Origin of the sequence: Streptomyces sp. NPDC046805 (assembly GCF_040645355.1) — a bacterium.
Taxonomy (GTDB): domain Bacteria; phylum Actinomycetota; class Actinomycetes; order Streptomycetales; family Streptomycetaceae; genus Streptomyces.
Window position 1 is genome coordinate 17,016 of the sequence record NZ_JBEYYC010000011.1, and the last position, 19,766, is coordinate 36,781.

Genomic DNA, 19,766 nt, shown 5'->3' on the forward strand with positions numbered 1-19,766 from the left:
GGCCGACCCGGCCAGAGGCCGGCGGCGGATGCGGAACCGATCGTGCACGGCGGCGCGTCTTGGGGGGCGTGCAGCGTCAAGGCTCCATAGGCGGCAGCGCCGCGTTCCGTATCCGGGTGGCAGGGAGTGTCCTCCTCGTCGCGCACCTCGCGTTCGTCGCCTGGCTCATGCTGCGACCGCTGAACGTCCCGTGGGTGATGCCCGCCAACCTGCGCCCGCTGGCAGGCGTCCGGGCCGACCTGGCGCTGGGCTGGCCGGAGGCGGCACGCCGCATCGGCGAGGGCCTGGCCCTGCTGGCTCCACTGGGTGTGCTGCTGCCGATGGCGCACGGCAGACTGACGGCCTCCCCCCTGGCCTCCCTGATCCGTACGGCGGCCGCGGGAGCCCTCGTCTCCCTGGCCATAGCCCTGCTCCAGACCGGCGTCCCCGGCCGAGTGGTGGACGTGGACTCCCTGCTCCTGAACACGGCAGGCGTCACGATGGCCCACCTGGCTTTCGTCCCGGCGGCCCGCTCACGACTCCGCCGCAGGAAGGGGCTCGAACGCCGCGCCCCCGCCCCTCAGCAGACCCCTCAGGGCCGCCCCCCGACGATTCCCAGGGTCGAAGTCACCCCATAGAGCGACGCAGGACGAGCAGGCGTTCCGTACCGTTGCAGACAGATGGGCAGCCGACCAGCAGACGGGCAGCCAACCAGCCCACACCAACCAACAGCCAGGGCCCACCAACATCAGCTGTCCCCACGCGTCGGCCGCGAAAGAGCCGTAGGGGCGCGCCGGTGTCGAGACGGTGGTCGCGCGGAGGCCCGAAGGGCTGAGCACGATCGCCGTCTCGACACCGGCTTCGGCGCCCCGTAGGCGAAAGAGCCAAAAAAAGAGGGAGCCCAGAAAAAAATGACCACCCTGTACCGCCCCACCCAAGGCCGCATGATCGGCGGAGTATGCGCAGGCCTGGCAAGGCGCTTCGACATGTCCCCCACCACCATGCGCGTGATCTTCCTGCTCTCCTGCCTCCTGCCGGGCCCTCAGTTTCTTATCTACATAGCCCTGTGGATCGTGCTCCCGTCGGAGGACAAGGCAAAAGCGGCCTGGTAGCAAAAACCGTTGGAACGCATCCCTGGACGAGAGGATGCGCCCCAACGGCGGTGGAGAAGAAGACGAAGGGAATGCGGGAGAACGCGTCCCGACAGCGCGTGTTCCGAACCCGCCAAGCTCCCTCAGCCCAGCGGAATCCCGTTCACCGGCACGCCATGAGTGGGCAGCCCCTTCAGCGGCAGTCCGCCCAGCAGCCCGGCCGCCGGTGCGGTGGGCCCGTTGGAGAGCAGCTGCCGGGCGGCCGGCTGGACGGCGATCAGCCCGGACCCGACGGCGGACTGCCCCTGGGTGAGTGCCTGGCCGGCGCCCGGCAGCGCCTGGGCGACGTTCTCCGCCGGGAGCGTGTGAGTGACGGTGTCCAGCGCCTGGGAGGCCTCGGGGGCGACCGAGGCGATCGGAGCCGCGCTCGCGGCACCCGCGCCGACGGCGGCGAAGGCGGCACCGAGGGCGGCGACGCCGAGGGTCTTGGCAGCAGACTGCTTCATCGTGAATGCGTCCTTGAATGCGATGACGGAGAGCAGAGATCAAGGGATCAAGCGGAGATCATTCGGGATCCCTGAGCGGTCCTCGACCGTAAACGCGTCAAAGCGCACACCGCAAACACCGAAATGCGAACGGCTCGTGAAACCCGTCCGCATTTCGCACACCCACTCCCCGGCGACTCAACGCCCCGTTTCGACAGAACCGCTGGTGGAAGCGGTCTGCCGGAACAGCCATTCGGATTTCAGTTCGGCGTATCCGGGCTTGATGACGTCATTGATCATGGCCAGTCGTTCATCGAAAGGAATGAACGCTGATTTCATCGCATTGACGGAGAACCATTGCAGGTCGTCGAGCGTATAACCGAACGCGTCGACGAGATGCTCGAATTCACGGCTCATGCTCGTGTGCGACATCAGCCGATTGTCCGTGTTGACGGTCGCCCGGAAGTGCAGCCGCCGCAGCAGCCCGATCGGATGCTCGGCGTACGACGCGACCGCCCCGGTCTGGAGGTTGGAGCTCGGGCACAGTTCGAGCGGGATGCGCTTGTCCCGTACGTACGAGGCGAGCCGCCCGAGCTTCACCGAGCCGTCCGCCGCCACCTGGATGTCGTCGATGATGCGCACCCCGTGCCCGAGCCGGTCCGCACCGCACCACTGAAGCGCCTGCCAGATCGACGGCAGCCCGAAGGCCTCGCCGGCGTGAATGGTGAAGTGGTTGTTCTCCCGCTTGAGGTACTCGAAGGCGTCGAGATGCCGGGTGGGCGGGTACCCCGCCTCCGCCCCGGCGATGTCGAAGCCCACGACCCCCAAGTCCCGGTACCGGTTGGCGAGTTCGGCGATCTCCAGGGCGCGGGCCGCGTGCCGCATGGCGGTGAGCAGGGCGCCCACGCGGATGCGGTGGCCGTTGTTCCGGGCGAGCGCCTCCCCCTGCCGGAAGCCCTCGTTGACGGCCTCGACGACCTCCTCGAGGCTGAGGCCGCCCTCCAGGTGCTGCTCGGGCGCGTACCGCACCTCGGCGTAGACGACGCCGTCCTCGGCGAGGTCCTCGGCGCACTCGCGGGCGACGCGGATCAGTGCGTCGCGGGTCTGCATGACGCCGACGGTGTGCGAGAAGGTCTCCAGATACCGCTCCAGGGAGCCGGAGTCGGCGGCCTCGCGGAACCAGACGCCGAGCTTGTCGGGGTCGGTCTCGGGAAGCTCGGTGTAGCCCACCTCCCGGGCGAGTTCCACGACGGTCCCGGGGCGCAGCCCGCCGTCGAGATGGTCGTGCAGCAGGACCTTGGGCGCCCGGCGGATCTGCTCCGCCGTCGGCACGGCCCCGGTCGTCACGGTCTGGCTCGTCTGACTGGTCTGGCTCGTCATTTCCGCACTGTAGCGCCACGCGCGTAGACCGCCTGCGGTACGAATCCGCCGATACGTAACGGTGACCGCGCGGGAGGGTGGCGTACACCCGTACTTCTGACACTGTTCTGTCATGGCACAGCAAGCGACGCCGACGCGAACGGCCAGGCTGGGAAGGGCAGTCGGTCAGGAACCGACGGCCGTGAGCGGGGTGGTGCTGCTGCTCCCCGGGGCCGAGGAGGTCTCCGCCCGCAGACCGTCGCCCGTATGGGCGACCGCCTCCGTGCGCGCGCTGGGCCGGACGCTCGCGCGGGCCGGACGCGGCGAGGGACTGGCCACGCACGCGGTCCACTACCGCTATCGCGGCTGGAACGGCGGCGAGGCACATCCCGCGTGCGACGCGTCCTGGGCGGCGGACGAGGTCGTACGGCGCTACGGGGACGTCCCCGTCTGCCTGGTCGGCGTGGGGATGGGCGGGCGCGCCGCACTGCGGTCGGCCGGCCACGAGGCGGTCAACTCCGTGGTGGCCGTGGCCCCTTGGCTGCCCGAGGAAGACGCAGCGGAGGATCCCGAGCCGGTCAGGCAGCTCGCGGGGCGCCGGGTCCTGATCGTGCACGGCACGAACGACGAGCGAGCCGATCCGCAGCTGTCGTTCCGGCTGGCGGCCCGGGCGAAGAAGGCGAACCGGGACGTGTGCCGGTTCGAGGTGCACTCCGACGGCCACGGGCTGCATCAGCACCGGGACGAAGTGCTCGCGCTCGCCGCGGACTTCGTCCAGGGAGCGCTGTTCGGACACGCGCTGGCGCGGCCCCTGGAGGATGCGCTGGCCGCACCGCCGCCGATAGGGCTGCGGATGCCGCTGGCCGCGGGCTTCGGCCGCTCACGACACGGGAGTTGACGTCAGGCGGCACGGAAGCCAAGGGCCGGCTCCGCGCACATCGGAGTTCAGGCGAGCAGGTTCCCCCTCTTGGACAGCAGGAACTTCTTGAAGGCGGCCACCGGAGGTGTGTCCGGGTGGCCGTCCAGCCAGGCCACGCCGACCTCCCGTACCGCCCGCGGAGCCGTGACGGTCAGTTCCACGACTCCCGGGCGGGGCCAGACCGGTGGCGGCAGCAGGGCGACGCCGAGGCCCGCCGCGACCAGGCCCCGCAGGGTCTCCGTCTCCTCTCCCTCGAAGGCGACCCGCGGCCGGAACCCCGCCTCCTGGCAGAGGTCGTCCGTGATGCGGCGCAGGCCGTAGCCGGGTTCCAGGGTCACGAAGACCTCGTCGGCGGCCTCCGCGAGGCGGATGCGGCGCCGGCCGGCGAGCCGGTGGTCGGCGGGGACGACGAGGCGCAGCTTCTGCTCGTCCAGGCGGCGGGCCACCAGGTCGGGGGCGTCCGGCACGGGTGAGGTCAGACAGAGGTCCAGTTCGCCGGCGCGCAGCCGCTCCAGCATGGCCTCGCCGTAGTTCTGGACGAGGCTGAAGCGGACGCGCGGATGGTCGGCGCGGAAGGCCTGGATGAGTCCGGGTACCGTCTCCGCGCCCATGGTGTGCAGAAAGCCGAACGCGACCTTGCCGGTGGCCGGGTCGGCGTCCGCGCGGACCTCGTCGGCGGCTCGCTCGATCTCGGCGAGGGCGCGCTCGACGGAGGCGAGGAAGGTGCGCCCGGCGGGGGTGAGGGAGACGGTGCGGCCGCGGCGGGCGAAGAGGTCGACGCCGAGGTCCTTCTCCAGGCGGACCATGGCCCGGGACAGCGTCGACTGCGGGACCTGGAGTTCGTGGGCGGCGCGGGTGACGTGTTCGGTGCGGGCGACGCCGGCGAAGTGGGCGAGGCGGGGCGCGAGGAGGGTGACGATCTCGTCGCCATCTCGGGTCCGCTGCATTTCTTTTGTGTCACCGGATCGTGACACTCGATCTTGTGACCTGTGCTGATGCGCCATGGGAACGATTATGACGTTTCCATGCATTGGACGCATGAGTGCAGGCTGTTTAGCTTCTAAGCATGCCTGCCAGTACCGGGGCGCTCACGACCGTGGGCGCCGACTCAGCCGTCCCCAGCACTTCTTCCGCCGCTCCCACCGGCGTCACCTCCGCCGACACCACCGGCGCCGCCGACTCCCGTATGCGCCCGGGCGGCCCCGGCTACCGCCGGATGAGCTTCGCCCTCTTCCTCGCCGGTGTCGCGACGTTCGCCCTCCTCTACTCCACGCAGGCCCTGCTGCCGCTGATCTCCGGCGAGTTCGGGGTGGCCGCGAGTGAGGCGAGCTGGACGGTGGCGGCCGCGACGGGCGGTCTGGCGCTGTTCGTCCTGCCGATGAGCGCGCTGTCGGAGCGCTTCGGCCGCCGTACGGTGATGACGGCCTCGCTGGCGGTCGCGGTGTCGGTCGGCCTGCTGGTCCCCTTCGCCCCGTCGATCGGCGTGCTGGTGGTGCTGCGGGCGGTGCAGGGCGCGGCGCTGGCCGGGCTTCCGGCGTCGGCGACGGCGTATCTGGCCGAGGAGGTCAGGCCGCGGGCACTGGTGACGGCGATCGGTCTGTTCGTCGCGGGCAACAGCGTCGGCGGGATGAGCGGCCGGGTCATCACCGGCTGGGTCGCGCAGGAGTGGGGCTGGCGGGTCGCGGTCGGAGTGGTCGGCGCGATCGCGGTGGCGTGCGCGGCGGCGTTCCGGCTGCTGCTGCCGGCGCCGAGGCACTTCAGGCCGGGCTCGCTGCGCCCGCGCGTCCTGGCCCGCACGGTGCAGGACCACCTCGCGAACCCCCTGCTGCGGCGCCTGTACGCGATCGGCGCCCTGTTCATGACGGTGTTCGGCGGCGTCTACACGGTCATCGGCTACCGCCTGACGGCCGCGCCCTTCTCGCTCCCGCAGGGCATCGTCGGCTCCATCTTCCTGGTGTACCTGGTCGGTACGGTGTCGGCGTCGACGGCGGGCCGGCTGGTCGGCCGGCTCGGACGCCGCGGCGCGCTGTACCTGGCCGGCGGTACGACGGCGACGGGCCTGCTGCTCTCCCTGGCCGACTCCCTCCCACTGGTCCTGCTGGGCCTGGTGCTGATCACGGCGGGCTTCTTCGCGGGCCACGCGGTGGCGTCCTCGGCGGTCAGCAAGACGGCGACGAGCGGGCGCGCCCAGGCGTCGGCGCTGTACCAGTCGGCGTACTACATCGGCTCCAGCGTGGGCAGCACGGTGGGCGCGATGGCCTTCCACGCGGGCGGCTGGGCCGGCACGGTCGGGGTCGGCGTGCTCGCGGTCCTCGGCGTCGTGACGATCACGGTGCTCGGCTCGCGCGCGGCCCGGGTGGCGGCGCGACGGGACCTGGTCGCCGCGGCCTGATCCCTCGTCCATCGCCGAGGCCGTCACGCCCATCGCCCTGCGCGGGCCCGTGAAGCAACGGGCCCGCGCAGGGCTTTTGTTGACTTCGGGGCCGCTGTCAGTGCGCTGCGGTACCTTCCGGAGTGCTGGGGCGCGACGCAGCGCGACGGAACGGCCACAGGGGTGGGTGGACCATGGGCAACGGCACGGCGACGACGGACCTCGACGTCGTACTGGAGAAGCACCGGACCGAACTGACCGGCTACTGCTACCGCATGCTCGGCTCGTCCTCCGAGGCCGAGGACGCGGTGCAGGACACCCTGGTCCGTGCCTGGCGGGGCTACGCAACCTTCCAGGGCCGTTCCAGTCTCCGCTCCTGGCTGTACCGGATCGCGACGAACGTCTGCCTGGACATGCTGTCCGCGGGCAACAAGCGGGCGCGGCCGGTGGACCTCTCGGAGTCCACTCCCCTGGCCCGGTACGCCCTTTCCCCGCGCCCGGACAATACGTGGCTGGAGCCGATGCCGGACTCCCGTGTGCTCCCGGCGCTCGGCGACCCGGCGGAGGCGGCGGTCGCGAAGGAGTCGGTCCGGCTCGCGTTCATGGCCGCCCTGCAGCACCTCCCGCCGAAGCAGCGGGCGGTGCTGATCCTGCGGGACGTGCTGGCCTGGAGGGCGAGCGAGGTCGCCGAGCTGCTGGGCACCACGGTTACGTCGGTCAACAGCGCCCTGCAGCGGGCGCGGGCGACGCTCGCCCAGAGCGATGGCGACAGGGCCGCGCGGGCGGCGGTCTCCGACCCTCTGGACGACGAGCAGCAGAAGCTGCTGGAGCGCTATGTGGCGGCGTTCGAGGGGTACGACATGGCGGCGCTGACGGCATTGCTGCACGAGGACGCCGTCATGACGATGCCGCCGTTCGAGATGTGGCTGACCGGTCACGCCGACATCGCGGGCTTCATGCTGTCGATCGGTCACGAATGCGAGGGCTCCCGCCTGCTGCCGGTCGAGGTGAACGGCCTGCCGGGCTTCGCCCACTACAAGCCGGACCCGGAGAAGGGCGGCCTCTCGCCCTGGTCGATCCAGGCCCTGGAGATCTCAGAGGGACGTCTGACCGGGTTCCACTTCTTCCTGGACGCGCAGCGTCTGTTCCCGCTGTTCGGCCTGCCCCTCCGTCTCGAAGCGTAGGCCGACGAGATCGAGGAGGGCGACCAGTCCCGGGTCCGGTCCCCGGAGCCGGATCCGCCCGCCGGCCCGCCGCGCGGCCAGCTCCAGCCGCGCGAGCAGGTCGACGAAGCCGAGCCGGGGCACCCGCACGGCGCGCACGTCACACACGACCACCGCGGCATCGGCCCCCTCCACCAACGCCCGCACGTCGTCACACAGCCCCGCCACCTCGTCCCGGGTGACGGGGCCGCCGGTCAGCACGAGTGCGGCGGGTGCCATGTCGTCCATGTGCTGTAGACCGGGCGAGCAGGGTCGACTCATCGGTGCCCGGAGGGGGCGGGCAAGCTGCCCGAGGTGTCAGGCGATGCGCCCCAGCACCACCGGCGTCGCCGTGAAGCCGGTACCGGCCGGCGCGATGTCGTACGAGCCCTCGACCGCCTCCAGCGCGTACGCGAAGCGCTCGGGGGTGTCGGTGTGCAGGGTGAGCAGCGGCTGGCCCGCGGTCACCGTGTCGCCCGGCTTGGCGTGGAGCTCCACGCCCGCCGCCGCCTGCACCGGGTCCTCCTTGCGGGCGCGGCCGGCGCCCAGGCGCCAGGCGGCGATGCCGATGTCGTAGGCGTCCAGGCGGGTCAGGACGCCGGACGAGGAGGCCGTCACCACGTGCTGCTCCTTCGACGTGGGCAGCGGGGCGTCCGGGTCGCCGCCCTGGGCCGCGATCATGCGACGCCAGACGTCCATGGCCGAGCCGTCGGCCAGGGCCTTCGCCGGGTCGACGTCCTTGATGCCGGCCGCGTCGAGCATCTCGCGGGCCAGGGCCAACGTCAGTTCCACCACGTCCGCCGGGCCGCCGCCCGCCAGGACCTCCAGGGACTCACGGACCTCCAGCGCGTTGCCCGCCGTCAGGCCGAGCGGGGTCGACATGTCGGTGAGCAGCGCGACCGTCTTGACGCCGTGGTCCGTGCCGAGGCCGACCATGGTGGAGGCCAGCTCGCGGGCGTCCTCCAGGGTCTTCATGAAGGCGCCCGTGCCCACCTTGACGTCCAGGACCAGGGAGCCGGTGCCCTCGGCGATCTTCTTGGACATGATCGAGGAGGCGATCAGGGGGATCGCCTCCACCGTGCCCGTCACGTCGCGCAGGGCGTACAGCTTCTTGTCGGCCGGGGCGAGGCCGTCGCCGGCCGCGCAGATCACGGCGCCGACCGTGTCGAGGACGTTCAGCATCTCCTCGTTGGACAGCAGGGCGCGCCAGCCGGGGATGGACTCCAGCTTGTCGAGGGTGCCGCCGGTGTGGCCGAGGCCGCGGCCCGACAGCTGCGGCACGGCGGCGCCGCACGCCGCCACCAGGGGCGCGAGCGGGAGCGTGATCTTGTCGCCGACGCCGCCCGTCGAGTGCTTGTCGGCCGTCGGGCGGGACAGCGCCGAGAAGTCCATGCGCTCGCCCGACTCGATCATCGCGGCGGTCCAGCGGGCGATCTCGCGGCGGTTCATGCCGTTGAGCAGGATGGCCATCGCGAGCGCGGACATCTGCTCGTCGGCGACCTCGCCGCGCGTGTACGCGTCGATGACCCAGTCGATCTGCTCGTCGCCGAGCTCGCCGCGGTCACGCTTGGTGCGGATGACGGAGATGGCGTCCATGGCCATGTCTGGCGTTCCTTCCGGGGGTTGAGAAAACCGGGGCCCCTCCGACCGGCTCGGGTGAGCTGTTCGGAGGGGCCGCGGGGAGTTACTTGGTGAGATGGTCCGGGCCGAAGGCCTGGGGGAGCATCTCCGACAGGGGCATGATGCCCGCCGGGGTGTCGAGGAGCAGGTCAGGCCCGCCGAACTCGTACAGCAGCTGGCGGCATCGGCCGCACGGCACGAGCAGGGCGCCCGTGCCGTCCACACAGGTGAAGTGCGTGAGCCGGCCGCCTCCGGTGCGCTGCAGCTCGGACACCAGCCCGCACTCGGCGCACAGGCCGAGGCCGTAACTGGCGTTCTCGACGTTACAGCCGGAGACCGTGCGCCCGTCCTCGACCAGGGCCGCGGCACCGACCGGGTAGCCCGAGTATGGGGCGTACGCGTGGGACATGGCGTCCCGTGCCGAGGCGCGCAGCGCCTCCCAGTCGAACGCGGCGGCCGGGTCGGTCACTTGCCCTGTCCCTTCCGGTACGGCAGGCCGTCCGCCTTCGGCATCCGCAGCGACTGCGCGGACAGCGACAGGACGAGCAGGGTGACGAGGTACGGGGTCGCGGTGACGAGCTGGCGCGGGACGTCGTCCGTGCTGACGTACCAGAGGAACATCCCGGCCGAGATCACGGCGGTGATCAGGGCGGGGACGTACTTCTTCTTCCAGACGAGGTACGCCGCGCCGAACACCAGCAGGATCGCGAGCAGCAGGATCAGCGCGTGGACGTTCACCGTGCCGCCGCGCAGGTTGAGGCTGTCGGTGTAGCCGAACAGGCCCGCGCCGAGCGCCAGTCCGCCCGGCATCCAGTTGCCGAAGATCATCGCGGCGAGGCCGATGTAACCGCGGCCGGCGGTCTGGCCGTCGAGGTACACGTTCGACGCGACGAGCGACAGGAAGGCGCCGCCGAGGCCGGCGAAAGCGCCCGAGATGATCACCGCGATGTACTTGTACTTGTAGACGTTGACGCCGAGGGACTCGGCGGCCACCGGGTTCTCACCGCAGGAGCGCAGGCGCAGGCCGAAGGACGTGCGCCACAGCACCCACCAGCTGAACGGGACGAGCGCGACCGCGATGACGGTGAGCGGCGACAGGTCGGTGACCAGACCGCCGACCAGGCCGGCGATGTCCGAGACCACGAACCAGTGCTTCTGGTTGAGGGTGTCCAGCCAGCCCGACAGCGCGGGGATGTCGAAGCTGCCCAGCGAGTCGACCGGCGGGGACTGCTTGGAGGAGCCCTGCGGGGCGTCGGCGAAGGTGAACTTCGACAGGTAGCGGGTCGTGCCGAGCGCCAGGATGTTCAGGGCCACACCGGAGACGATGTGGTTGACGTTGAAGGTCACGGTGGCGATGGCGTGCAGCAGGGCGCCGAGGGCGCCTCCGATGATGCCGAACGCGACACCGACCCACGGGCCCCACTGGTAGCCGGCCCAGGCGCCGAACCAGGTGCCGAGGATCATCATGCCCTCGAGGCCGATGTTGACGATGCCGGAGCGCTCGGACCACAGGCCGCCGAGGCCCGCGAGGCCGATCGGCACCGCGAGGCGCAGCGCCGTGGACATCTGGCCGGTCGAGGTGATGCCGTCGGCGCCGGTGATGAGGCGGACGGCCGAGGTGAGCACCAGCACGCCCGCGATGATCAGCAGGAGCACCGGGAGCGACATGCGGCGGCTGCCCTTGCCGGGCGCGGGCGCCTTCGGCTTCGCGACGGTCGCGGTGGTCATCGGGCCGCCACCTCCTTCTTGGTGTTCGTGGCGCCGGCGGCGATGGCGGCTGCGGCCAACTCGGCGCCGACCCGGCGCTGCTGGCGGCGCAGACCCCACTGACGTACGGCCGCGTACGAGATGACGACGGAGAAGACGATCAGGCCCTGCATGATCGTGGCGATCTCCTTGTCGTACGCCACCGGGGTCGCGTAGTCGAGGGCGGGCGAGGCCTTGTCGAGGAACGCCCACAGCAGGGAGGCGACGGCGATGCCGCCAGGGTTGTTGCGGCCGAGCAGGGCGATGCCGATGGCGGTGAAGCCGAGGCCGGACGGGAAGCTCAGGCTGTAGGTGTGGGTGTCGCCGAGCAGCAGCGGCAGGCCGGACAGGCCCGCGACCGCGCCGGAGATCAGCATGGCGGTGAGCACCATGCGCTTGGCGTTGACGCCGGAGGCCGCGGCGGCGGTCTCGGAGGCGCCGGTGGCGCGCAGGTCGAAGCCGAAGCGGGTGCGGTTGAGGACCACCCAGTAGGCGACGCCGAGCAGGATGGCGAGGAAGACCAGGCCGTAGATCTCGCCGACCTCGGGGCCGAGGTCGATGCCCGGGACCCAGCCGGACTTGGCCATCGTGCCGGTCGTCATGTTGTTGCCGACCTGCACGCCCCAGACGTCGGCGAGGGTGACGTAGCCGATGACGCTGGTGGCGATCGCGTTGAGCATGATCGTCGCAACGACCTCGCTGACGCCTCGGGTGACCTTCAGGACGCCCGCGATGCCGGCCCAGAAGGCGCCGGTGGCCATGGCGACCAGCAGCAGCACCGGGATCTGCAGGAAGCCCGGCAGCGCGAGGTGCGCGCCGACGACGGCGGTCATCACCGCGGCGAGGCGGTACTGGCCGTCGACGCCGATGTTGAACAGGTTCATCCGGAAGCCGAGCGCGACCGCGAGGGCGGCGATGTAGTACATCGACGCCTGGTTGATGATCAGAACCTGGATGTCCGAGAACGGCAGCTGCTGAAGCATCAGCTGGTACGGCTCGATCGGGTTCTTGCCCGAGGCGAGCAGCACGACCGAGGTCAGCGCGATCGCCAGGACGAGCGCGATGACCGGGCCGGCCACGGCGAGGAGCAGGCGCTCCTTGTCGAACTTCTTCATCGGGCCTCGTCCTCCGGGCCGGCGTCTTCGTCGGTGGTCTCGGTGTGCTCGAGGTGGCCGGACGCGGCACCGGTCATGGCGGTGCCCAGCTCCTCGGGGGTGATCGTGGCAGGGTCGGCGTCCGCGACCAGCTTGCCGTCGTAGATCACGCGCAGGGTGTCGGACAGGCCGATCAGCTCGTCCAGGTCGGCGGATATCAGCAGCACGGCCAGGCCCTCGCGGCGGGCCTCGCGGATGCGGTCCCAGATCTGCGCCTGCGCGCCGACGTCCACACCGCGGGTGGGGTGGGCGGCGATCAGGAACTTGGGGTCGTGGCTCATCTCGCGGCCGACGATCAGCTTCTGCTGGTTGCCGCCGGAGAGGGAGGCCGCGGTGACGTCGATGCCGGGCGTGCGGACGTCGTACTGCTCGACGATGCGCCGGGTGTCGGCCTGGGCGCCCTTGGGGTCGAGCCAGAAGCCCTTGGCGTTGGGCTTCTCGGTGACGTGGCCGAGGATGCGGTTCTCCCAGAGCGGGGACTCGAGGAGGAGGCCCTGGCGGTGGCGGTCCTCGGGGATGTAACCGACGCCCTGCTCGCGGCGCTTGCGGGTGGGCCAGGGGGTGATGTCCTCGCCGAGGAACTCGATGCTGCCGGAGTCGGCGTGCTTGACGCCGATCAACGCGTCGATGAGCTCGGTCTGGCCGTTGCCCTCGACGCCCGCGATGCCCATGACCTCGCCGGCGTGGATGGTGAAGGTGACGTCGTCGAGGACGCGCTTGGCGTCGCCGGCGCCCGCGAACTCGGTGAGGCCGCCGGCCGAGGGCTCGTCGAAGTCGCCGAGGGAGGCGCCGCCGCTCGCGTGGACGGTGAGGTTCCGGACCGTGATGACGGGCTGGTCGGTGACCGTCGACTCGGCGGTCTCCGGAGTGGGCAGCTCGCTGCCGACCATCAGCTCGGCGAGCTGACGGGGCGTCGTCTCGGCGGGGACGGCCGTGCCGACCGTCGTGCCGCGGCGGATGACGGTGATGTCGTCGGCCACGGACAGCACCTCGCCCAGCTTGTGCGAGATGAAGATGACGGACAGGCCCTCGGACTTGAGCTCGCGCAGGTTGTCGAAGAGCGCGTCGACCTCCTGCGGCACGAGGACGGCGGTCGGCTCGTCGAGGATCAGCGTCTTCGCGCCCCGGTAGAGGACCTTGAGGATCTCGACGCGCTGCCGGTCGGCGACGCCGAGGCTCTCCACGAGCACGTCCGGGCGCACGCCCAGGCCGTACCGGTCGGAGATCTCCTTGATCTTCTTGCGGGCGCCGCGGCCGATGCCGTACAGCTTCTCGCTGCCGAGGACCACGTTCTCGAGGACGGTCAGGTTGTCCGCCAGCATGAAGTGCTGGTGGACCATGCCGATGCCGCGGACGATGGCGTCGGCGGGGCTGTGGAAGCTCACGTGCTCGCCGTCGATCGCGATGGTGCCCTCGTCCGGCTTCTGCATGCCGTAGAGGATCTTCATCAGGGTCGACTTGCCGGCGCCGTTCTCGCCGACGAGGGCGTGCACGGTGCCCTTGCGGACGGTCAGATGGATGTCGTGGTTGGCGACGACACCGGGGAATCGTTTGGTGATACCCGCGAGCTCCACCGCGACGGTCGACGGAGCTGTGAGCGGAGGGCTGCTGGACGCGTCGATGGCGCACTCTCCTTGGGAAAGGGGCCACTCTATGCGCGTAGCGCCCCTGCTTCGAATAGTGCCCGGAACGGATCGCGCTCGATCCGGCCCGAGCATTCTGCCGCGCGAACGGGGTGCGGGTCGGTCATCCTTCCCACACCCCATTCCGTGGCCGTAACGCTGCCATTACGGCGCACTTTTGGCCATGCCCCGAACAAGGCCTTGAACCGTGAACTCGCGGTCGGCGAGGCCTGGTTCAGGAGGTCTTCACCTTGATGCTGCCGTTCTTGATGCCGTCCGCGGCCTTCTTGACCGCGGCCTGGAGGGCGGCGTCGCCCTTGAAGGCCGGGTTGGCGTCGGAGAGGCCGACACCGCCGTTGGCCAGGGCGCCGCGGATCTCGCCGGTGAGCGGCTTCTTGTCCTTGACGACGGACTTGGTCAGGTCGTACACCGCGCCCTCGACGTTCTTCAGGGCCGAGGTGAGGATGTACTTCTTGTACTTGGCCAGCGCGGCCTGCTTGTACTGGTCGGAGTCGCAGCCGATGGCCCACACCTTGTGGTCGGAGGCGGCCTTGATGACGCCCTGGCCGGAGAGGCCGGCGGCGTGGTAGATGACGTCCGCGCCGGCGTCGATCTGGCCGTTCGCGGCGCTCTCGCCCTTGTCGGGGCTGGCGAAGCCGCCCTCCTGGGCCGTCTCGGTCAGGTACTGCTTCTCGATCTTGATCTTCGGGTTGACCGACTTGGCGCCCTGGACGTAGCCCGCCTCGAACTTGTGGATCAGCGGGATGTCGACGCCGCCGATGAAACCGATGTGGTTCTTCTTCGTGGCCTCGGCCGCGGCGACGCCCGCCAGGTAGGAGGACTGCTCCTCGTGGAAGACCATGTCGGCGACGTTCTTCGCCTTGATGGTCTCGTCGTCGACGATGCCGAAGGTGACCTTCGGGTACTTGGCGGCGACTTCCTTCACGGCGGGGGCGTAGGAGTAGCCGACGCCGATGATCGGGTTGTACCCGGCCTTGGCGAGGGTCTCCAGGCGCTGGGTCTTGTCGGCGTCGGTCTCGCCGTCCTGCGGCTCGACGTCATTGCCGCCGATCTTGAAGTCCTTCTCGGCCTTCTGGAAACCGGCGTAGGCCGCGTCGTTGAAGGACTGGTCGCCCTTGCCGCCGACGTCGTAGGCCAGGCCGACACCCTTGGACTTGCCACCGCCCGCGGCCGACGTGGACGAAGTACCGCAGGCGGAAACGGTGACGGCGAGGGCTGCAGTTGCAACGCCTGCAACCGCGAGGCGGGACACCCGGCGCATGGAACGTGACTCCTTTGTGCAAGCGCCATGACAGGCGCTGGTTCCGCGGCAGCGTAACGCGCGTAGACGGGACGGAAAACCCTTTCTGTCCGGTCCGTTACCGAGCTGTGGCGACTATCACTGCCGGGGTTACGGACAGCACTGCGCCCCTTGCAGTAGGCAAGGGGCGCAGTACCTCTCGCGAAGGCCAGGTCACCGGCCCGCGCACTCAGGTCATTTGGTGTTGACGGTGATCTTGCCGTCGATGATGTCCTGCTTGGCCTTGTCGACCGCGTCGACGACGTTCTTCATCGACTGGTACTTCGGGTTGGAGTCGGCGAAGCCCACTCCGCCGGACTTGAGGTCGCCGCGCACCTCGCCGCTGAGCGGCTTGCCGTCCTTGACGACGGACTTGGTCAGGTTGTACACCGCGCCGCCGACGTTCTTCAGGGCCGAACCGAGGATGTAGTCCTTGTACTTGGCCAGCGCCGACTGCTGGTACTGGTCCGAGTCGACGCCGATGGCCCACACCTTGTGCTCGGCGGCGGTCTGGATCACGCCCTGGCCGGAGAGGCCGGCGGCGTGGTAGATGACGTCCGCGCCGGCATCGATCTGCCCGTTGGCCGCGTCCTTGCCCTTGTCGGGGCTGGCGAAGCCGCCCTCCTGCGGGGTCTGGGTCAGGTACTGCGACTCGATCTTGATCTTCGGGTTCACGGACTTGGCGCCCTGGTCGAACCCGGCCTCGAACTTGTGGATCAGCGGGATGTCGACGCCGCCGATGAAACCGATGTGGTTCTTCTTCGTGGCCTTGGCCGCGGCCACACCGGCGAGGTACGAGGCCTGCTCCTCGTGGAAGACCATGTCGGCGACGTTCTTCGCCTTGATGGTGTCGTCGTCGATGATGCCGAAGGTGACCTTCGGGTACTTGGCGGCGACCTCCTTCACGGCGGGGGCGTAGGCGAAGCCGACGCCGATGACCGGGTTGTACCCGGCCTTGGCCAGGGTCTCCAGGCGCTGGATCTTGTCGGCGTTCGACTCGCCGTCCTGCGGCTCGACGTCGTTGCCGCCGATCTTGAAGTCCTTCTCGGCCTTCTGGAAACCGGCGTAGGCGGCGTCGTTGAAGGACTGGTCGCCCTTGCCGCCGATGTCGTACGCGAGCCCGATGCCCTTGCCCGAGTACTTGCCGTCCTTGGACCCGCCCACGGACTCACTGCTGGACTTGCCGCAACCGGCGGCGGCGAGCGCGACGACCGCGACGGTCACCGCAGCTTGGGAGAACCTCGTCCTCCGAGAGTTCAGACGCACAGCAGTACCCCTTCGTCCCCACGGCACCGTCACCGGCCCGCTTCCCCAATGTGCCGCCTCTGGTGGCGATTTCGGCGCACAGTAACGCGCGTAGAAGGGGAGGGGAACGGGATGTTCCCTGCCTGTTATCGATTCGTGCCGCCTCCGGAGCACAACCGCGTCCGCGGGTTCGAGGGGGGAGCCGGAAGGGCGACGCGGGTCGCTCAGGAGGACGGGCAGGATTCCGGCCGCCCCGGACCCTGCCCCGGACCCGGTCTACTCCGCGACGTCGAGCAGAGCGGCGGCCGTGAAGAGTTCCACCCCCACCGCGATGGCCTGCTCGTCGACGTCGAAGTCGCCCTGGTGGAGGTCCCGTACGGCGCGCTCGCCCGGCTTGCGCACGCCCAGGCGGGCCATGGCGCCCGGGACGTGTTCGAGGTACCAGGAGAAGTCCTCGCCGCCCAGGCTCTGCTCGGTGCCCTCGACCGCGTCCACGCCCCGGCGCGCGACCATGGACCGGCGCAGCAGCTCGGTCGTCACGGGGTCGTTGACGACGGGGGGCACGCCCCGGACGTAGTTGATCTCGGACTTGGCCCGGTGCACGGTCGCGACCTCGTCGATCGCCGCGTGCACCACGTCGGGCGCCTGCCGCCAGGTCTCCAGGTCCAGGCACCGTACGGTCCCGGAGAGCTCCGCGTGCTGCGGGATCACGTTCGCCACGTGCCCCGCCTCGATCCGTCCCCACGTCACCGCGAGCCCGCTGCGGCTGTCCACCCGCCGGGCGACGAGCGCGGGCACGTCGGTGACGACGCGGGCGGCGGCGGTCACGAGGTCCGTCGTCAGATGCGGACGGGCGGTGTGCCCGCCCGGTCCGTCCAGCGCCACCTCCAACCGGTCGCACGCGCTGGTGACGGCCCCCGCGCGCAGGCCGACCCGCCCGGCGTCCACCCGCGGGTCGCAGTGCACGGCGATGATCCGCCCCACGCCGTCGAGCACCCCGCACTCGACGCAGTCGGTGGCGCCCCCGGGCAGCACCTCCTCGGCGGGCTGGAAGATCAGCCGCACCGGCCGCGGCAGCAGCCCCTGCCGGTCCAGCTCGGCGAGCACGAGCCCGGCGCCCAGCACCACGGCCGTGTGCACGTCGTGCCCGCAGGCGTGGGCCCGGTCCGGCACCGTCGAGCGGTACGGGCACTCGGTCTTCGCGTCCGGGATGGGCAGGCCGTCGATGTCGGCCCGCAGGGCGAGCAGCGGTACCGCGGGGGCCTGCCCCTCCGGTACACCGATGTCGCAGACGAGCCCGGTTCCGATGGCGAGGACGCGGGGCTTCAGCCCGGCCCTCTCCAGCCGCGCCTTGAGCGCGGCGGTCGTACGGAACTCCTGGTTGCCGAGCTCGGGATGCATGTGCAAGTCCCGCCGGAACGCCACGAGTTCGGCGTACTGCGCTTCACTCAGCGTGCCGGGGAGCGCGGCATCCCCGGGCTGATCGGCCTCGGACTCTCGGGACGTCAATTGGTTCACCCTCTGAAGGGTAGGACGCCGAGGCGGTCAACTGACCCTCGATCAACAAAAGTTCAGCCCGTTAGGGGAAGAAAATCTGACCGCCGGACGCATAGCTGCCGAGCGAGATGGGTAAACTCGCCCGACTTGCGGGCAAGCCGATCACGAGATCCACGGAGCGTGACCACCGTCGCGCCCCGGCACCCGTCCCACATCCACACATGACCACTTCGCTGTCTCCACGGATACCACGCCGCGCCCGGCCCCGCCTGTCGTGTCCACGGAGCGGAACCGGTCCGAAAACCGGCCGCCGAACCGGCCGTCCGGGTGACGGATCCCGGTAACGTGCGCCGGCGTGACCGACTCCCGAACCGCCTCCGCCCCGGCCGACGGCTTCCTCCGGACCACCCGCACGTCGTACGACGCCTTCGCCAAGGAGTACACGGCCCGCCATCCGGACGGCCTGGCCGACCACGCCCTGGAGCGAGGCCTGCTCGCCGCCTTCGCCGAGTTGGTACGGCCGTCCGCGCCCGCCCCCGTCGCCGACCTGGGCAGCGGCCCCGGCCATGTGGCCGCGCGCCTGCACGACCTCGGCGTACCGGTCTTCGGGGTGGACCTCTCCCCCGGCATGGTCGCCCTGGCCCGCGAGGCCCACCCGCACCTGCGCTTCCACGTGGGCTCGATGACGTCCCTGGACCTGCCGGACGCGTCGCTGGGCGGCATCCTCGCGCTCTACTCGATCATCCATGTCCCGGACGAGCACCTGCCGACCGCGTTCGCGGAGTTCCACCGCACCCTCGCGCCCGGCGGCCACGTCCTGCTGAGCTTCCAGTCGCCCGGGCACCACGGCCACCTGCACCTGGACGAGCGCTTCGGCCACGAGATCGACCTCGACTACTACTGGCGCACTCCGGAGACGATCTCCGACCACCTCACGGCGGCGGGCCTCAGCCTCCACTCCCGGATCCTGCGCGAGCCCCAGGAGGACGAGAACTACCCACGGGCGTTCGTCCTGGCCCGCAAACCCCTCTCCGGGTCCGGCTCCTGACCGGCTAGGCCGGAGCCCCCGGCGCCGCCGTCACCGCCGCCAGCCGGTGTACGTCGCGGGCCGAGCCCGTGACGCCCGAGAGGAAGCCCTGGGCCCGGGGTGAGGCGTTGTCCGTCAGCCAGCGGGGGTCGATGTCGCACACGGCGACCCTGACCCCCGTGCCGGCGAGGGCGAGCGGGAGGGTGTGGACGACCGTGGAGGGGAAGCTGAGGACGGTTCGGCCGATGGGGCCCCTGCGGGCGATCAGCTCCAGCGGGAGGTCGGGGCGGACGATCTCCAGGCCCGTCTCGACCGCGAGCCGGTGGAGCTTCTCGGTGCTCTCGCGGCGGTGGGCGAAGTAGCGCGTCGCGCCGTGGGCCCGGGCCAGGCCCCGTACGGCCTCCAGATAGCGGTCGCCGTCCACCACGCCGGTCTCGACCAGGGACGTGCCCACCAGGTCCGCGCCCCCGGTGATGCGCGGGGGGCCGAAGCGGGAGCGGGTCCAGGCGAAGTCGTTCGCGGTGACCGTGACGCCGTCCGGGGTCTCGCGGACCGGCATGGAGGAGAAGACCTCGACCCTGCGGCCCGCACTCGGCGTCAGGCGGCGCCGGGCCGCGGAGGAGACGGGCGCGAACAGCACGTCGCGCGCCCCGGGGCGGCCGCCCTTGCGGTGCCAGCGCACCAGGCGCTCGCCGCGGGCGAGCTGGGCGACGAACTCCATCGTCGCCGTGCCGTCGTCGACCACCACCAGGTCCTCGGCCGAGGTGATGGTGAGCAGCAGTTGTACGTAGCGGGAGAACGGGTCTCCCATGACGACCCGCCGGGCGCGGCGCAGCAGCGGGGTCAGCCCCACGATGGTGCGGAAGGGGGCGACGGTGCCGCCGCGCGCCTCCTCCCAGCGGACCTCGTGGCCCTCGTCGCGGGCCAGTTCGGCCATACGGCGCAGCTGGCCGCGGGTCATCGGGTCGTTGGGGGAGAGGACGACGAGGGTGAGCCCCGCGCCGGGCGCCAGGGCGCCGGGCGTGGGCGAGTGCGCCCACTCCAGCACGTTCAGCAGCTGTACCGGACTCTCGACGAAGGCGAGAGTGTGGGGGCCGGTGGAACCGGCGCGGGGGCTCATCGGCGTACGACCGTCCCGTCGTCAGGTGC

At 70.8% G+C, this 19,766-nt stretch carries 19 protein-coding genes; 6 read left to right on the forward strand and 13 right to left on the reverse strand.

Annotated features, from left to right (window positions below; all coding sequences use genetic code 11):
* Nucleotides 1–68: 68 nt before the first annotated feature.
* Both ABZ910_RS14150 and ABZ910_RS14155 read left to right on the forward strand, forming a co-directional pair.
* Nucleotides 69–617, forward strand: coding sequence for a VanZ family protein (locus ABZ910_RS14150; RefSeq protein ID WP_361363447.1), 549 nt, complete (start codon nt 69–71; stop codon nt 615–617).
* Between the two features lie 273 nt (nt 618–890).
* Entirely contained in the window at nt 891–1,091 is a 201-nt protein-coding gene (locus tag ABZ910_RS14155; RefSeq protein WP_361363450.1) for a PspC domain-containing protein, read from the forward strand.
* A gap of 122 nt (nt 1,092–1,213) precedes the next feature.
* Here ABZ910_RS14155 and ABZ910_RS14160 read toward each other — a convergent pair whose 3' ends face one another.
* A complete protein-coding gene (locus ABZ910_RS14160; RefSeq protein WP_361363453.1) occupies nt 1,214–1,576 on the reverse strand; it encodes an ATP-binding protein in 363 nt (120 codons plus the stop codon).
* 177 nt (nt 1,577–1,753) lie between these two features.
* Nucleotides 1,754–2,935 (reverse strand): adenosine deaminase, encoded by a 1,182-nt coding sequence (locus tag ABZ910_RS14165; protein WP_361363456.1) that lies wholly within the window; start codon nt 2,933–2,935, stop codon nt 1,754–1,756.
* A gap of 112 nt (nt 2,936–3,047) precedes the next feature.
* Between ABZ910_RS14165 and ABZ910_RS14170 the strand changes: the two genes are divergently transcribed.
* The gene (locus tag ABZ910_RS14170; protein WP_361363458.1) at nt 3,048–3,812 is read left to right on the forward strand and encodes a prolyl oligopeptidase family serine peptidase; all 765 of its coding nucleotides are present in this window, start codon (nt 3,048–3,050) and stop codon (nt 3,810–3,812) included.
* A gap of 47 nt (nt 3,813–3,859) precedes the next feature.
* On the opposite strand, the gene ABZ910_RS14175 is transcribed toward ABZ910_RS14170, so the two are convergent.
* Nucleotides 3,860–4,837: a LysR substrate-binding domain-containing protein gene (locus tag ABZ910_RS14175; RefSeq protein WP_361363461.1), complete on the reverse strand. Its 978-nt coding sequence runs from the start codon at nt 4,835–4,837 to the stop codon at nt 3,860–3,862.
* A gap of 62 nt (nt 4,838–4,899) precedes the next feature.
* On the opposite strand from ABZ910_RS14175, the gene ABZ910_RS14180 reads away from it, so the two are divergent.
* Both ABZ910_RS14180 and ABZ910_RS14185 read left to right on the forward strand, forming a co-directional pair.
* Nucleotides 4,900–6,225 carry an MFS transporter gene (locus ABZ910_RS14180; RefSeq protein WP_361363464.1) on the forward strand — a complete coding sequence of 442 codons (1,326 nt, stop codon included), beginning with the start codon at nt 4,900–4,902 and terminating at the stop codon, nt 6,223–6,225.
* Between the two features lie 173 nt (nt 6,226–6,398).
* Nucleotides 6,399–7,388, forward strand: a complete 990-nt coding sequence (locus ABZ910_RS14185) for a sigma-70 family RNA polymerase sigma factor (RefSeq protein ID WP_361363467.1) — start codon at nt 6,399–6,401, stop codon at nt 7,386–7,388.
* On the opposite strand, the gene ABZ910_RS14190 is transcribed toward ABZ910_RS14185, so the two are convergent.
* The 9 genes from ABZ910_RS14190 to ABZ910_RS14230 all read right to left on the reverse strand — a co-directional run bounded on the left by ABZ910_RS14190 (nt 7,299) and on the right by ABZ910_RS14230 (nt 17,611).
* Nucleotides 7,299–7,655, reverse strand: coding sequence for an STAS domain-containing protein (locus tag ABZ910_RS14190; RefSeq protein WP_361363470.1), 357 nt, complete (start codon nt 7,653–7,655; stop codon nt 7,299–7,301). The genes ABZ910_RS14185 and ABZ910_RS14190 overlap by 90 nt on opposite strands.
* A 69-nt stretch (nt 7,656–7,724) precedes the next feature.
* Nucleotides 7,725–9,008 (reverse strand): thymidine phosphorylase, encoded by a 1,284-nt coding sequence (locus ABZ910_RS14195; protein WP_361363473.1) that lies wholly within the window; start codon nt 9,006–9,008, stop codon nt 7,725–7,727.
* Between the two features lie 82 nt (nt 9,009–9,090).
* Nucleotides 9,091–9,495, reverse strand: coding sequence for a cytidine deaminase (locus ABZ910_RS14200; RefSeq protein WP_361363476.1), 405 nt, complete (start codon nt 9,493–9,495; stop codon nt 9,091–9,093).
* Complete coding sequence (locus ABZ910_RS14205; RefSeq protein ID WP_361363479.1) at nt 9,492–10,754, reverse strand: ABC transporter permease; 1,263 nt, start codon at nt 10,752–10,754, stop codon at nt 9,492–9,494. Before ABZ910_RS14205 ends, ABZ910_RS14200 begins: the two co-directional genes overlap by 4 nt.
* Nucleotides 10,751–11,887 carry an ABC transporter permease gene (locus ABZ910_RS14210; RefSeq protein ID WP_361363482.1) on the reverse strand — a complete coding sequence of 379 codons (1,137 nt, stop codon included), beginning with the start codon at nt 11,885–11,887 and terminating at the stop codon, nt 10,751–10,753. Before ABZ910_RS14210 ends, ABZ910_RS14205 begins: the two co-directional genes overlap by 4 nt.
* Nucleotides 11,884–13,548 carry an ABC transporter ATP-binding protein gene (locus ABZ910_RS14215; protein ID WP_361363872.1) on the reverse strand — a complete coding sequence of 555 codons (1,665 nt, stop codon included), beginning with the start codon at nt 13,546–13,548 and terminating at the stop codon, nt 11,884–11,886. The genes ABZ910_RS14210 and ABZ910_RS14215 overlap by 4 nt, the downstream gene beginning before the upstream one ends.
* A 235-nt stretch (nt 13,549–13,783) precedes the next feature.
* Nucleotides 13,784–14,830, reverse strand: a complete 1,047-nt coding sequence (locus ABZ910_RS14220) for a BMP family ABC transporter substrate-binding protein (protein WP_361363485.1) — start codon at nt 14,828–14,830, stop codon at nt 13,784–13,786.
* A gap of 213 nt (nt 14,831–15,043) precedes the next feature.
* Entirely contained in the window at nt 15,044–16,072 is a 1,029-nt protein-coding gene (locus ABZ910_RS14225) for a BMP family ABC transporter substrate-binding protein (protein WP_361363487.1), read from the reverse strand.
* 297 nt (nt 16,073–16,369) lie between these two features.
* Complete coding sequence (locus ABZ910_RS14230) at nt 16,370–17,611, reverse strand: amidohydrolase (protein ID WP_361363490.1); 1,242 nt, start codon at nt 17,609–17,611, stop codon at nt 16,370–16,372.
* 334 nt (nt 17,612–17,945) lie between these two features.
* Here ABZ910_RS14230 and ABZ910_RS14235 point away from each other — a divergent pair, with 334 nt between their 5' ends.
* Nucleotides 17,946–18,638: a class I SAM-dependent methyltransferase gene (locus tag ABZ910_RS14235; RefSeq protein WP_361363493.1), complete on the forward strand. Its 693-nt coding sequence runs from the start codon at nt 17,946–17,948 to the stop codon at nt 18,636–18,638.
* Between the two features lie 4 nt (nt 18,639–18,642).
* Here ABZ910_RS14235 and ABZ910_RS14240 read toward each other — a convergent pair whose 3' ends face one another.
* Nucleotides 18,643–19,737, reverse strand: a complete 1,095-nt coding sequence (locus tag ABZ910_RS14240) for a hypothetical protein (RefSeq protein ID WP_361363496.1) — start codon at nt 19,735–19,737, stop codon at nt 18,643–18,645.
* Nucleotides 19,738–19,766 lie beyond the last annotated feature (29 nt).

Excerpts from the sequence above, each read along its gene's own strand:
- ABZ910_RS14205 (WP_361363479.1), bottom strand. The coding sequence starts at position 10,754 with ATGACCACCGCGACCGTCGCGAAGCCGAAGGCGCCCGCGCCCGGCAAG.
- ABZ910_RS14190 (WP_361363470.1), bottom strand. The coding sequence starts at position 7,655 with ATGGACGACATGGCACCCGCCGCACTCGTGCTGACCGGCGGCCCCGTC.
- ABZ910_RS14185 (WP_361363467.1), top strand. The coding sequence starts at position 6,399 with ATGGGCAACGGCACGGCGACGACGGACCTCGACGTCGTACTGGAGAAG.
- ABZ910_RS14180 (WP_361363464.1), top strand. The coding sequence starts at position 4,900 with ATGCCTGCCAGTACCGGGGCGCTCACGACCGTGGGCGCCGACTCAGCC.
- ABZ910_RS14170 (WP_361363458.1), top strand. The coding sequence starts at position 3,048 with ATGGCACAGCAAGCGACGCCGACGCGAACGGCCAGGCTGGGAAGGGCA.
- ABZ910_RS14155 (WP_361363450.1), top strand. The coding sequence starts at position 891 with ATGACCACCCTGTACCGCCCCACCCAAGGCCGCATGATCGGCGGAGTA.
- ABZ910_RS14175 (WP_361363461.1), bottom strand. The coding sequence starts at position 4,837 with ATGGCGCATCAGCACAGGTCACAAGATCGAGTGTCACGATCCGGTGAC.
- ABZ910_RS14195 (WP_361363473.1), bottom strand. The coding sequence starts at position 9,008 with ATGGCCATGGACGCCATCTCCGTCATCCGCACCAAGCGTGACCGCGGC.
- ABZ910_RS14210 (WP_361363482.1), bottom strand. The coding sequence starts at position 11,887 with ATGAAGAAGTTCGACAAGGAGCGCCTGCTCCTCGCCGTGGCCGGCCCG.
- ABZ910_RS14160 (WP_361363453.1), bottom strand. The coding sequence starts at position 1,576 with ATGAAGCAGTCTGCTGCCAAGACCCTCGGCGTCGCCGCCCTCGGTGCC.
- ABZ910_RS14240 (WP_361363496.1), bottom strand. The coding sequence starts at position 19,737 with ATGAGCCCCCGCGCCGGTTCCACCGGCCCCCACACTCTCGCCTTCGTC.
- ABZ910_RS14220 (WP_361363485.1), bottom strand. The coding sequence starts at position 14,830 with ATGCGCCGGGTGTCCCGCCTCGCGGTTGCAGGCGTTGCAACTGCAGCC.
- ABZ910_RS14165 (WP_361363456.1), bottom strand. The coding sequence starts at position 2,935 with ATGACGAGCCAGACCAGTCAGACGAGCCAGACCGTGACGACCGGGGCC.